This window comes from Mycobacterium sp. (genome assembly GCF_032159775.1).
Classification (GTDB): Bacteria; Actinomycetota; Actinomycetes; order Mycobacteriales; family Mycobacteriaceae; genus Mycobacterium.
Genome location: NZ_JAVHWK010000028.1, coordinates 1 through 13,136, shown reverse-complemented (window position 1 = coordinate 13,136; position 13,136 = coordinate 1). Strand labels below are relative to the sequence as shown.

The 13,136-nt window shown below is 64.9% G+C and carries 12 protein-coding genes; 8 read left to right on the top strand and 4 right to left on the bottom strand.

Going from position 1 to position 13,136, the window contains the following annotated elements; genetic code table 11:
- Positions 1–5: 5 nt before the first annotated feature.
- A complete protein-coding gene (locus QOJ24_RS03045) occupies positions 6–431 on the bottom strand; it encodes a hypothetical protein (protein WP_526258979.1) in 426 nt (141 codons plus the stop codon).
- A 79-nt stretch (positions 432–510) separates the two neighbouring features.
- On the opposite strand from QOJ24_RS03045, the gene QOJ24_RS03040 reads away from it, so the two are divergent.
- Positions 511–660, top strand: a complete 150-nt coding sequence (locus tag QOJ24_RS03040; RefSeq protein ID WP_526258977.1) for a hypothetical protein — start codon at positions 511–513, stop codon at positions 658–660.
- A gap of 14 nt (positions 661–674) precedes the next feature.
- Here QOJ24_RS03040 and QOJ24_RS03035 read toward each other — a convergent pair whose 3' ends face one another.
- Positions 675–1,835, bottom strand: coding sequence for a hypothetical protein (locus QOJ24_RS03035; RefSeq protein WP_526258975.1), 1,161 nt, complete (start codon positions 1,833–1,835; stop codon positions 675–677).
- Between the two features lie 209 nt (positions 1,836–2,044).
- Here QOJ24_RS03035 and QOJ24_RS03030 point away from each other — a divergent pair, with 209 nt between their 5' ends.
- The 6 genes from QOJ24_RS03030 to QOJ24_RS03005 are packed head-to-tail and all read left to right on the top strand — an operon-like array spanning position 2,045 to position 8,375.
- On the top strand, positions 2,045–3,433 hold the full coding sequence (locus tag QOJ24_RS03030) for a purine-cytosine permease family protein (protein WP_526258973.1): 1,389 nt from the start codon (positions 2,045–2,047) through the stop codon (positions 3,431–3,433).
- Between the two features lie 11 nt (positions 3,434–3,444).
- Positions 3,445–4,704, top strand: coding sequence for a flavin-containing monooxygenase (locus QOJ24_RS03025; RefSeq protein ID WP_526258971.1), 1,260 nt, complete (start codon positions 3,445–3,447; stop codon positions 4,702–4,704).
- Complete coding sequence (locus QOJ24_RS03020; protein WP_526258969.1) at positions 4,701–5,129, top strand: RidA family protein; 429 nt, start codon at positions 4,701–4,703, stop codon at positions 5,127–5,129. The genes QOJ24_RS03025 and QOJ24_RS03020 overlap by 4 nt, the downstream gene beginning before the upstream one ends.
- On the top strand, positions 5,126–5,800 hold the full coding sequence (locus tag QOJ24_RS03015; protein ID WP_526258967.1) for a DUF1028 domain-containing protein: 675 nt from the start codon (positions 5,126–5,128) through the stop codon (positions 5,798–5,800). Before QOJ24_RS03020 ends, QOJ24_RS03015 begins: the two co-directional genes overlap by 4 nt.
- A complete protein-coding gene (locus QOJ24_RS03010) occupies positions 5,797–6,951 on the top strand; it encodes a M20 family metallopeptidase (protein ID WP_526258965.1) in 1,155 nt (384 codons plus the stop codon). The genes QOJ24_RS03015 and QOJ24_RS03010 overlap by 4 nt, the downstream gene beginning before the upstream one ends.
- On the top strand, positions 6,948–8,375 hold the full coding sequence (locus QOJ24_RS03005) for an aspartate ammonia-lyase (protein ID WP_526258963.1): 1,428 nt from the start codon (positions 6,948–6,950) through the stop codon (positions 8,373–8,375). Before QOJ24_RS03010 ends, QOJ24_RS03005 begins: the two co-directional genes overlap by 4 nt.
- Here the strand turns inward: QOJ24_RS03005 and QOJ24_RS03000 are convergent.
- Both QOJ24_RS03000 and QOJ24_RS02995 read right to left on the bottom strand, forming a co-directional pair.
- Positions 8,372–9,874 carry an aldehyde dehydrogenase gene (locus QOJ24_RS03000; RefSeq protein ID WP_526258961.1) on the bottom strand — a complete coding sequence of 501 codons (1,503 nt, stop codon included), beginning with the start codon at positions 9,872–9,874 and terminating at the stop codon, positions 8,372–8,374. The genes QOJ24_RS03005 and QOJ24_RS03000 overlap by 4 nt on opposite strands.
- Before the next feature lie 16 nt (positions 9,875–9,890).
- Positions 9,891–12,011 (bottom strand): oxidoreductase, encoded by a 2,121-nt coding sequence (locus QOJ24_RS02995; protein WP_526258959.1) that lies wholly within the window; start codon positions 12,009–12,011, stop codon positions 9,891–9,893.
- A 124-nt stretch (positions 12,012–12,135) separates the two neighbouring features.
- Here QOJ24_RS02995 and QOJ24_RS02990 point away from each other — a divergent pair, with 124 nt between their 5' ends.
- Positions 12,136–13,068 (top strand): LysR substrate-binding domain-containing protein, encoded by a 933-nt coding sequence (locus tag QOJ24_RS02990; RefSeq protein WP_526258958.1) that lies wholly within the window; start codon positions 12,136–12,138, stop codon positions 13,066–13,068.
- Positions 13,069–13,136 lie beyond the last annotated feature (68 nt).

Here is a 13,136-nt window from a genome sequence, read left to right as displayed (position 1 = left end):
AAACGTCAGGTCGAAGGCAGCAGCGGATCGATCAACGCCAGTTCTGCGGTGCTCACCCAGGACGGGTTGGACTGCTGAGGCGAACGGAACGCTTCCATCGCGCGCAGCTCCGGCACCGAAAACAGCTGCGCGGCCCTCACCGGCTCGGTGAACAGCCGAATATGAACCGGCACATACAAGTGACCGTCCTTGCCGGCCACCTTGCCGATGACCCGGCCCGCTCCCCAGAGACCCCTGTCGGGGTGCGCCGAAACCCAGAACAACACGCGGTGTTCTGGCTGGATGAGTCGCGACCGATAGTTGTCGGCCACGCACCAGGACGGCTTCGCCTCACACGTCGCGAGCATGGGCGCTATGGGCGTTATGCGCGGATTGCACTTGATGACCCACGCTCCCAACGATTCGAGGGTCACGCTCCGTGTCGGCGCCACCGAAAAAGGCTAACGGGAGTCCGACTGTGGTGAAGGAGCGTCGCAGCGGGTATGCCGAGTGTGACCCCGAGGAGGTTTCGTGAGCACACCCGACCATGTGGAGAACACAGGCGATAATCTTCGTCACGCAGCGGAAGTTCAAAAGCAGGCGCAGGACGACCAATCCGAGACGCACCTGCCGTCCGACCAGGAGGCACCCGTCGTGGCTCCGCCCGACTTCAACACGTAGCGGCGTCTCCGAAGTCAGATCAGTGCGTCGGTCGTCTTGCGGCAGACGATGAGCGCCTCGATGTAGTCCCAGCGATAGCGGTCGGGCGCCTCCGCGACGCGAACCTCGAGTTCTTCGAGGAACTCGGCGAGCAGACCGGCGGCAGCCTCGCCTTCGAGTGCGAAGGCACGAGAGAGCAGCGGCCCTCCCCATGCAGAGACGCTCCTGACGTAGTCGCGTGCGAAGACCGCCCGATCGTCGTGTCTATACGGGTTGTCGAGTCGGAAGAGCTCGATGCTCTCGAGCGTCAGGCCGGCGAATGCGCCGCTCGCCTCGAACGGCGCCCGGAACTCGTCGAGCGTGCGTGCCCATACCGGAACGACCGCAGCGGCGACGGTCGCACCGCCGATGCGTCCCGCGCGACGCCACTCGGCGAGTAACAGGTTCATGTCTCCGACGATCTCGACATACAGGCCCGTCCTATCCGGACATGGCGCGGGTGAGGCCGGGACGGCTGCGATGAAACACCCTCCCGGCGCCAGCTCCACCGCGCGCATCTCAAGCATTCGCTCCCACTGCCGCTGCGCTGCGACGCGCCAGGCGCCCCGCTCGTCTCCGTCCACGTGGTTCGGGTAACCGGGAAACACCGAGCCTGTCGAGGCCAGTCCCGCGGACTCGGCGACCCAGTGCATGGTCGTCCCGGTCACTGCCAAATGCACTGTGCCGGGCGGAAAGGACGGCGCTCGGTGCAGCGGGATGCCGGCCATGGACACGACAGCGGCGGGTGGCGGATCGCGGTCCAGCGCCCGCCGACAGGCCGCGCCGTGAGCCTCCGGCGAGGCGTAGTGAACGCCCGTGCCCACGTCGACGACCCCGGGGCCGTCATCAGTCTCCGGGATGGCGACCAGCACCCCCTCGTCCTCCTGCTGGCCGAAGGCGTCACGCATGTGCGCTGCGGCGACCCGCCATGCGTTCGTCGGGAGATCGACCAGCGCGTAAACCATCGGCCAGCCTGAGCGCTGCGCCACGAGATCCCGGATGAGGCCGTGCGAGTTCACGCCGTCGGCGGCGCCCAGATCGGATACGCAGAGCACGGGCACGTCCGCCAGTTGCTCGGCGGCGGTCATCACAGCTGGATGGATCGCCTCGAAGGCGGCGCGCTGCGAGAGGGCGTGCCGCGCATAGTCGTCCGCCATGCTCAACAGCTCGGAGCGTTTCGGGGGCATCGTTGCTTCAAGGTCCATACGCGCTCCGTTGCTCGACGCGGCGGTCAATGGGAACCATACGGACTTCGCTGTGCGGAATCGTCGCGCGCGTCATCTGTGGAACAGATGCGAATCAGCAGAAACCACTGTTTGTCATCTGACCTTCGGTGGAGAAAGGTCAGTTCTCAGAAGGGATAACCATGCCAAACGAAACCGTCATCGAGAAGCACACCATCGGCTACGTGCCGCCGGAAGATCGCCACGGCAAGGTGCGAGACCTGTTCACCCTGTGGTTCGGAACGAACATCGCACCACTTCCCGTCGTGACCGGCGCCGCAGGCATCACGGTCTTCAACCTGAACCTGTTCTGGTGCATCATCGCGATCATCGTCGGCCATCTCGTGGGCGGCGTCTTCATGGCGTTGCACTCGGCCCAGGGCCCACAGATGGGCATCCCGCAGATGATTCAGAGTCGGGGTCAGTTCGGCTCGTACGGGGCGCTGATCGTCGTCGTGATCGCGGCAGTGATGTATCTGGCGTTCTTCGCCTCCAACATCGTGTTGGCCGGTCAGTCGCTACACGGAATCTTCGAGGGGGTGCCGGTATATGTAGGCATCATTCTCGGTGCGCTGGGCTCCGGTCTGATCTGCGTGGTCGGCTATCGTTTCATCCACGCGCTCAACAAGATCGGCACCGTGGTGCTGGGCGTGGGCATCGTCGTCGCGATCGCTGCGATCTTCACCCGAGGCGTCCCGGGCAACTTCTGGACTCAGGGTTCTTACACCACGGCAGGCTTCTTGGCGACGGTCTCGCTGGGCGCGCTGTGGCAGATAGCTTTCGCCCCATATGTTTCGGACTACTCGCGCTACCTGCCGGCCGATGTCGGTGTCCGTGCGACGTTCGTCGCCACGTACCTGGGCTGCACCCTCGGCTCGATCCTGCCGTTCACGTTCGGCGCGGTGGTGGCACTGGCCATGACGCCGGGCGATGACGTCATGGCGGGTGTTGACGAGACCACCGGTGCACTGGGCCCGATGTTGCTCGTGCTGTTCCTGGTGTCGGTGATCAGCCACAACGCGCTGAACCTGTACGGCACCGTCCTGTCGCTGATCACCTGCGTGCAGACCTTTGTCGCGCGTTGGATTCCCACCGCGCGCACTCGCGTCGTTCTCTCCGCTGCGGTGATTGTCGTGTCGGCGTACTTCGCGATCGGTGTCTCGGGCGACTTCATCTCGCACTTCGTCGATATCGTGCTGGCACTGCTGGTCGTCCTCGTGCCGTGGACGGCGATCAACCTGATCGACTTCTATCTGATCCATCGGGGCAACTACGACCTGGACTCGATCTTCGCTCCGGACGGCGGCATCTACGGCCGGTTCAACACCAAGGCGATCGTCGCTTACGTGATCGGCATCGCCGTGCAGATCCCGTTCATGAACACGCCTATCTACACCGGTCCGGTCGCGGACTACCTGGGTGGGGCGGACCTCAGTTGGATCATCGGTCTGGTTGCCACCGGTCCGATCTACTACCTGATGGCGCGCGGGACGAAACTCGCTCCCAGCGAGCTGCGCACGGTCAACGTCTGATGGAGGTTGTGATGTCGAACCACGAAGTAGAGGTTCTCATCGTCGGCGCCGGTCAGGCCGGCATCTCGATGAGCGAACATCTCAGCTTGCAAGGTGTGCCGCACCTGGTCCTGGAGCGCGACCGCATCGCCGAACGGTGGCGCACCGGCCGGTGGGATTCCCTTGTGGCGAACGGCCCCGCATGGCATGACCGATTCCCGGGACAAGAATTCAACATCAGCCCCGATGCGTTCGCCACGAAAGATCAGGTCGCGGACTACTTCACGGCCTACGCGGAGAAGATCGACGCACCGATCCGTACCGGGGTGGAGGTGAACTCCGTGCGGAAGAACAACGGCAGACCGGGTTTCCACGTGGAAACGTCCGACGGCAGCATCGAGGCCCGCTATGTCGTGGCCGCGACGGGGCCGTTCCAGAAGCCGATCATCCCGGCGGTCGTACCGGAGAGCGCGGGACTTCATCAGATTCATTCCAGTTCGTATCGCAATCCACAACAGTTGCCCGAGGGCGGCGTCCTCGTCATCGGCGCGGGATCGTCGGGAGTGCAGATCGCCGACGAACTGCGGCAATCAGGCCGCAAGGTCTACCTCGCAGTCGGGCCGCATGACCGCCCGCCAAGAAGCTATCGCGGCCGCGACTTCTGCTGGTGGCTCGGAGTCCTTGGCAAATGGGATCTTTCGGCTCCACCGCTTGGCGCCGAGCACGTCACGATCGCCGTCAGTGGAGCACACGGCGGACACACCGTCGACTTCCGCGGTCTCGCCGACAGCGGTATCACACTCCTCGGTCTGGCAGGTGCGTACGACGACGGCTTCATGCACTTTGCGCCCGACCTGCGCACCAACATCGAGAACGGCGATGCGAATTACTTGAGCATGCTCGACGAGGCCGACGCGTACATCGCCAGGAACGGACTGGATCTCCCCCAGGAGCCGCAGGCCCGCGCCTTCGGTCCGGATCCGGACTGTGTGACGAATCCCATCGGTGAACTGGACCTCGCGGCCGCAGGCGTCACCTCCATCATCTGGGCCGTCGGTTTCACCTTCGACTACGGCTGGCTCCAGGTCGACGCGTTCGACGACAGCGGTAAGCCCAGGCATCAACGCGGCGTGTCGTCGGAGCCGGGGGTCTATTTTCTGGGGCTGCCGTGGCAATCGCGACGTGGGTCGAGCTTCATCTGGGGCGTGTGGCATGACGCCAAATACCTCGCTGATCAGATCGCAGGCCAACGCGCCTACCTGGCTTATGCGCCGGAGGGGACGCCGTCATGAACCACAAGCGAATTCGGCCGTTCAACACCAAAGACACCTATCCCGAACAGAACCTCGACAACGACTTGTGCCAGGCCGTCGTCGCCGGGGGAGTGGTCTATCTGCGCGGCCAGATCGGGCAGGATCTCGACACCCGCGAATCGGTGGGCATCGGCGACGTCGCCGCACAAGCCGAAAAGGCGATGAGCAACATCGCGATGCTGCTCGACGAGGCGGGCAGCTCGATGCACGACATCGTCAAAGTCACCGTCTACCTCACCGATATCCGTTATCGCGAAACGGTATACAGAGTCATGGGACGCTGGCTGGAAGGTGTGTACCCGGTGTCGACGGGATTGGTCGTCGAAGCGCTCGCCCGCCCGGAGTGGCTGGTGGAGATCGACGCCACCGCCGTGCTCAGCGAACCGCAGGAAACCGGCCGATGACGTTCTCTCTTGTTGCGCGAGATCGCGCTAGCGGCGCGTTCGGCATCGTCGTGTGCTCGTCGAGCCCGGCAGTCGCATCGCGGTGTGCACACCCGCGGTCGACCGTCGGCGTGGTTGCCTCTCAGAACGTCACGAACCCCGCGCTCGGCCCGCGGGTGCTCGATTTGCTCGCAAGCGGATCCGGCGCCGACGCCGCGCTCAAAGCCGCTCTGGCGCAGGAGAAATTTCCCGACTACCGACAGGTGACCGTCGTCGATGCCGGGGGCAACACAGCGGTCCACTCAGGAGCCAACAGCCTGGGGGTGCACACCCACGCAGTGGGTGATCAAGCCGTCGCGGCGGGCAATCTGCTCAAGGACGAAGGCGTGATCACCGCATTGCTGACCGGCTACGCGCACAGCGCCTCGGCCGCCTTCGAAGAACGTCTGCTCGATGGATTGCGTGCCGCGGAGGCTGCCGGCGGTGAAGAGGGCCAGGTGCACTCCGCGGGAATGGTTGTGGTGGAAGATGTTTCGTGGCCGGTGACCGACCTGCGGGTCGACTACGCCGACGACCCCTTGGCTGACCTGATCGAGTTGTGGCACGTGTGGAAGCCGCAGAAGAACGACTACCGGGTCCGCGGCATCAATCCGACCAGGGCACCGTCCTACGGAGTGCCGGGGGACCTGTGACAGCCGACTCCGTGATAGCCGAGGGTGTGGCCGCGGCCCATCCGCAGTTGATCCGGCTCTCCCGAGATCTCTACGAGCACCCGGAAACGGCGTGGGAAGAGGTTCGCTCGTCACGGAGGGTCGCCGAGCAGTTGTCGGACAACGGCTTTGACGTCACGAATGCCTACTGTGGGCTCGACACCGCGTTCGCCGCGCGTACGGGCAGTGGTGACCTGCACTTTGCGCTGTGCGCCGAATACGATGCATTGCCTGGCCTCGGACACGCTTGCGGGCACAATCTGATCTCCGCGATCACCGTCGGAGCGGCGCTCGCGCTGGCACCTGTGGTCGATGATTTCGGGCTGACGTTGACGGTGATCGGCACGCCCGCCGAAGAAGGCGGCGGCGGCAAGATCGAGTTGCTCGAACGCGACGGGTTCGACGGACAGCACGCCGTTGCGATGGTGCACCCGGGGCCCGTCGATGTTCTTCGGGCACAGCCGTATGCCGTGTCGCACAGCCACATCGACTATCGCGGCAAGGCAGCACACGCAGCCGCCTACCCCGACCGGGGCATCAACGCCGCCGACGCGTTCACCATCGCGCAGGTGGCGATCGGACTGCTGCGTCAGCAACTGCCGTCGTCGGTGCGGGTGCACGGCATGGTCACTCGCGGCGGCGAGGCGCCGAACGCGATCGCCGAACACACCGAGGGACGCTGGTATGTGCGTGCCGAGAACCTTGCCGAACTCGCCGAGGTCGAGCCGAGGGTCATGCGCTGCTTCGAGGCTGGCGCCCTGGCGTCAGGGGCCGAACTCACCGTGACAGCGGAGTCCAAGCCGTACGCGGAATTCCGAACCGACGAAGACCTTCTCGCGTGTTACGAGCGGCGGGCGACTGCGGCGGGTCGGCGCTTCGCCTCGGGCCCAGACACCTTGATGGCACGGGCGTCCACCGACATGGGCAACGTCTCTGCGGTTCTGCCCGCCATTCATCCCTACATCGGCATCGACTCGTTGCCCGCAGTCAATCACCAGGCGGAATTCGCTGCAGCGACCCTCACGCCGGCAGCCGAAACGGCGATCGCTCACGGCGCGCTCGCGCTGGCGGGCACCGTGGCGGACGCCGCCACTGCGCGGGCCATCCGCGACCGACTCCAGGAACGACGATGACCCCAGAGCACCAGTGTGCAGTCCGCACCGAGCACGATCTGCTCGGCGACCGGGACGTACCCGCCGATGTCTATTACGGGGTGCACACCGCGCGCGCTTTGGAGAACTTCCCCATTAGCGGCGTGCCCATCTCGCGTCGCAGCGACCTCGTGGTCGCGCTTGCCTCGGTGAAGCAGGCGGCCGCAGAGGCCAATCAACGACTCGGACAACTCGACACCGCGATCGCCGAAGCCATCGTCGCGGCGTGCATCGAGATCCGCGGCGGTGAGTTGCACGACCAGTTCGTCGTCGACGAGATCCAGGGTGGCGCCGGGACATCGACGAATATGAACGCAAACGAGGTCATCGCCAACCGGGCTCTGGAGATCCTCGGCCATCAGCGAGGTGACTACCACGTCATACATCCGCTCGAACACGTCAACCGTGGGCAGAGCACCAATGACGTGTATCCGACCGCGGTGAAGGTGGCCGTCGGGATCGCTGCCCGCTCGCTCGAACAGGCACTGCGCGGGCTGGTCGAGCACTGCAGGACCAAGTCAGGTGAATTCGCCGACCTGATGAAGCTCGGACGAACGCAGTTGCAGGACGCCGTACCGATGACTCTCGGCCAGGAGTTCGGCGCGTTCGCGATAACCATCGGCGAGGACGCCGACCGGCTCAACGAAGCGATGATGCTGGTGGCGGAAATCAACCTGGGCGGCACCGCGATCGGCACCGGGCTCAACGCGCACCCTGCGTATGCGGCGCTGGTGTGCGACCGTCTTCGTCATATCACCGGGCTGCCGCTGACCACGGCCGGGGATCTCGTCGAGGCCACCTCGGATGTCGGGGCCTTCGTGCAGTTGTCGGGCGTCACCAAACGAACCGCGGTGAAACTTTCCAAGATCTGCAACGATCTGCGGCTGCTCTCGTCGGGCCCACGTGCCGGCTTCAATGAGATCAACCTGCCGCCTGTGCAAGCCGGCTCCAGCATCATGCCCGGCAAGGTGAACCCGGTCATCCCGGAGGTTGTCAATCAAGTCGCCTTCGAGGTGATCGGCAACGACCTCACCATCACGATGGCCGCCGAAGCCGGACAACTCCAGCTCAATGCCTTCGAACCGATCATCGCCCGGGCGCTGCTGTCCTCGCTCAACCACCTCACGGCGGCGGTGACAGTCCTCGGCCAGCGCTGCATGCGCGGAATAACGGCCAACGCTGAACGGATGCACAACGCCGTGCTGGGATCAGCCAGCATCGCCACGGTGTTGAGTCCGCTTCTCGGTTACGAGGCCGCCACCGCCCTGGTGGCCGAAGCCATCGCCACCGGCGCGTCCATACCCGACCTCGTCCGCAAGACCGGTCTCATCGACGACACCGTGCTGACGCGCATCCTCAGTCCTGAAAACCTCTGTAGGCCAAACGGGCCCAAGGCGAACGACTAGAACCGGATCCACGTGGTCTTGAGGCCGGTGTACTTGTCGAGCGCATGCAACGACAAGTCACGTCCGAAGCCGCTCTGCTTGAAGCCACCGAAGGGCGTCTGGGCGCTCAACGCATCGACCGTGTTGACCGACACCGTGCCTGCTCGCAGTGCGGCGGCGACGGTATGGGCACGTCGCAGGTTGTTGGTCCACACCGACGCAGCCAATCCGTAGACCGTGTCGTTGGCCATCGCGATGGCTTCCGCGTCGTCATCGAAGGTCTGAACGGCCAACACCGGCCCGAAGACTTCTTCGGTGATGAGTTCGGCTGTCGGCGCCAGACCTGCGATCACGGTCGGTTCGACGAAACAGCCCCGCCCGTCCACCTGCCTGCGGTTACCTCCGGTCAGCGTTCGCCCGTCCCGTTCGGCGCGTTCGATGAAACCCATCACCGAGGCGGTGTGCGACTCGTCGACGAGTGCGCCCATTCCCGCGCTCGGATCAAGTGGGTTACCCGGGCTAAGCGCCTGCGCGCGCTGGACCAGATCGGCGATGAAGTCGTCGGCGACCGAACTCTGAACGAGCAGGCGGGAATTGGCCGAACACACGGCACCCTGGTTGTAGAAGGCGCCGAACACGGCCATCTCTGCCGCCTGGTCGAGGTCCGCGTCGGCGAACACCACGTTGGGGCTCTTGCCGCCACATTCCAGCCATACCTGCTTGAGGTTCGAGTCCGCGGCGTAGCGCAGGAACCTCCTGCCGGTTTCCGTCGAGCCAGTGAAGGCCAGCACGTCGACGTCTGAATGAAGGCCGAGGGCCGCCCCCGCGCTGGGACCGAGACCGGGGACGACGTTGAACACACCGGGCGGAAGGCCGGCTTCGACTGCCAGCTCCGCCAATCGCAAGGACGAAAGAGGTGCCTGCTCAGCGGGTTTCAACACCACGCTGTTGCCGACGGCCAGTGCGGGTGCAACCTTCCACACGGCCAGATCGAGGGGGAAGTTCCACGGCGTCACCGCGCCGACGACGCCAAGGGGCTCTCGGCTGACGAGGGCGAGATTGCCGGGTTCTGTAGGGGCGATCTCCCCGCTGATCTTGTCCAGCGCCTCGCCGTAGAAGGCGAAAAGGTCTGCAGCCGAGGGCACATCGACGTTGTACGCCTCGGTCACCAACTTGCCCATATCCAGGGAGTCGAGCAGGGCGAGTTCGGCGCGGTGCTCGCCGATGAGCTCGGCCAGCCGGGCCAGCACCCGTTTGCGTTCGGCAGGCGACGCTTTGGCCCATCCGCCGGACTCGAATGCTGCGCGCCCACTGGCAACTGCGGCATCGACGTCGGCGTCCTGCGCCGATGCGATCCGCGCGAGTAGCTCGCCGGTCGCCGGGTTGACCGACTCGAAGGTTTCGCCCGATTGCGCATCGCGAAACTGACCGTCGATGAAGATGCCGGTTCTCGGCGTCACGTCGGCGGCGAGAGCGGACCAGTGCGCAAGCGTGGTGGGTTCGGTGGCTGTGAGTACCAACGCAGGCTCCTTGCAGTTAACGGGCGGCGGCCGGCTGGACCGGCGTGATCGGCAGAAAGATGCGGTTCTCGGTGCTGAGTTGGGTGACCTCGCGTCGGAACGGGACCGGGCGGTCATCGGTCGGCTCGTCGAGTTCCTCGGCGTAGCGGTGTCCGGCCCACACGGCGGCGGCAATGGTCGCCGGCGCCCAGGCGTCGCCTGCCGCATGGACGCTCTTGAGTCCGGCTTGTGCCCATTGCGCCTCACGCGCCGTAAGAGTGTCCAGCAGTTGATTCTCGGGCAGTCGGGCCGTCACGAACACCGTTGCATCGGCAGATGTTTCGGACAGGTCGCCGGTGAAAATGCAAGCGGTGGTGACGGAATCCGCAGTGATGGCCGTCACGGCTGCATTGGTTCGCACATCCACGCCTGCCCGGATGACCCGCTTGCGGATTCGCGCGACCTCGAGGGTGTGCGTGGTCCACTGCGACACATGAGCGGCCGGGGTGATCAGTACGACATCGAAGCCCTCGGCGGCGAGCAGCTCGGACAGGACGCCGCCCATGTAATAGTGGTCGTCGTCATAGATCACTACCCGTCGGCCCCTCGGTCGGAGGCCTGCCATGAGGTCGTCGGGTGTGAGGATCTCGGCGTCGGGCGAGACGGGGAAGGGATGGGTGTGCCATCGGCCGACACCGTCTCGGCGCCAATGAGATCCAGTGGCCAGAAGAACGTGGTCGAAGTCGTTGTCGATGATGTCGTCGGCCGTCATCTCGCTCTGCATGAAGACGTCGATGTTGTCGAGTTTGCGGATCTGCGCAAGTCGGTAGTCGACCACCCGTATCCACGCCGACAGCCCGGGTAGCTGCGCTTCACGTTCGACGCGACCGCCCAACGCGCGGGTCGCTTCGGCAAGGCTCACGGTGTAGCCGCGGTTGCCGAGCGAGCGTGCGGCCTCCAGTCCCGTTGGGCCGGATCCGACGACGAGGACGTGTGAGTCGGACTTCTTCGGGCGTATGCGTTCGGGGTGCCAGCCACGGCGAAACTCTTCACCCATGGTCGGGTTCTGCGTACACCGAATCGGTGACATGGTGAAGTCTCCGGACACGCAGATGTTGCAGCCGATGCACTCCCGAATCTCGTCGAGTTGGCCCGTCTCGATCTTCTTCGGCAGGAACGGATCGGCAATGGAGGGACGGGCAGCACCGATGAGGTCGAGCACGCCGCTGCGGATCTGATGCACCATCGTGTCGGGTGACGTGAACCGGCCGACTCCCACAACGGGTTTGCTTGTCAGCTGCTTCAGTCCCCGCGCATATGGTTCCTGCTCGGCTTCCGGGCCGAAGCGCGACGTCACCGAGTCGTCTTCCCAGCTGCCCAGAACGAAGTCCCACAGATCGGGGTGTTCACCGAGCATTCCGATGACGTCCTCGATCTCGCTGCGGGTGATGCCCTCGTCGCCGAGCAACTCGTCGATGGTGATGCGGCAAGCGACGGCGGCTCTGCCGTCGACGGCTTCGACAGTGTCCTCGAGGATTTCGCGCAGCAGGCGCGCGCGGTTCTCCAGGCTTCCGCCGTACTCATCTGTGCGATTGTTGTAACGCCGCGACAGGAAGTGGTGCAGGCCGCCGAGGCAGTGGCCCGCGTAGACGTAGACGATGTCGAAATCGACCGCCAGGGACCGGCGGACCGCCTCGAGGTGCCAATGTCGCATGTCCGCGATGTCGGATTTGGTCATGGCGCGGGCTTGTACCGGGTCGTAGTTCCACGACACGACCGGCAGATGCTGTGGCGCCAGCGGGGTCTCACGGCTTATCAGGTTGGGGCTGTTGAGGCCGTTGTGGGCGAGCTCGATGCCGGCAAGTGCCCCGCCCTCGTGAATCTTCTCGGCGATCTTGGCGAGTGCGGGCATGTCATGGTCATCCCACAGCCGCAGCTCGATGAACGGACCGATGTCCGACGTGGGATGGATCTCGACCTGCTCGGTGCAGACCACCGCCCAGCCGCCCTCGGCCTTCACCTGGCGCATGTAGGCCTGGCTGGACGGGTCCCGGTAACCCATGCCGTTGCAGTGCGGCACCTGGAAGAACCTGTTCCGAGCGGTGACCGGCCCGATCTTGACCGGCTCGAACAGGATGTCGTATCTCGGGTCTCGCATGGATGAATCGTTCACGCCGGTCTTACCGCAGTCAATTAGGTGTTTTCGCTGAAGTGGATCTGCAATAGCGATACGGTCTGCTCGATTGCGGTCGTGGAGGAAAGCCCTGTCAAGGAGTGACGCAATGCCGCGACAAGCGGATGTGACGCTGATTCAACTGCGCTATTTCGTCAAGGCGGCCAGTCACCTGAGCATGACCAAGGCTGCTGACGAGTTGCGTATCGCGCAGTCGGCGGTTTCGGCCGCGGTTTCGCAACTCGAGCACCAGATCGGCACCCAGCTGTTCATCCGTCACCGGGCCCGCGGCTTGGTGCTGACGGCCGCGGGTGAGGAGATGCTGCGCGACACCCGCGGGCTACTGGATCACCTCGACGAAGTCCTCGACGTCGCCAGCGGCCACGTCGATCAGATTCGCGGACGGGTGCGGCTGGCATGCTTTGTCACCCTCGGTCCGTTCATCCTTCCCCGGCTGATCGCTGAGCTCGGCGAACAGCACCCCGACCTGCACGTCGACGTGATCGAAACCGAAGCCCACGCGATGCGCACGGCCCTGCGCAACGGCTCTGCAGAGGTTGCACTGACCTACGACCTGGGGCTGGGCGCCGGCGTCACGGCAGAGGTGCTCGGCGTGGCACCTCCCTATGTGGCACTGGCACGGGATCATCCGCTCGCCGACTCCGAGGCCGTCGATCTGGCCGACCTGGCCGACGAGCCGATGGTGCTGCTCGACCTGCCGGAAAGCCGTGAGTATTTCGAGACGATGCTCATCGCTGCGGGCGTCACGCCACAAATTCGGTACCGTTCGGCGAGCTACGAGACGGTGCGCGGGCTTGTGGCACGTGGACACGGCTATTCGATCCTCAATCAGCGACCCGCGTCGGCAGGCACCTACGACGGTGGGACGGTCGTGGCGGTACCGATCAAGGGCGACGCCCCCGCTCTGCCGGTGGTCCTGGCGCGGTCAGTCGCCGTGCGCACCACCGCCAGGGCCCGCGCAGTCGCGGTGGCAGCGCGGGCGATCTTCTCGGGCAGAGGAGACGCCGCTGACGAGCGGTGACATTCGGCCGCATCGTCAGGTTCCTGATTAATCGTCTTGATCGCGCAGCGTCAACCGGCGAGCGATGA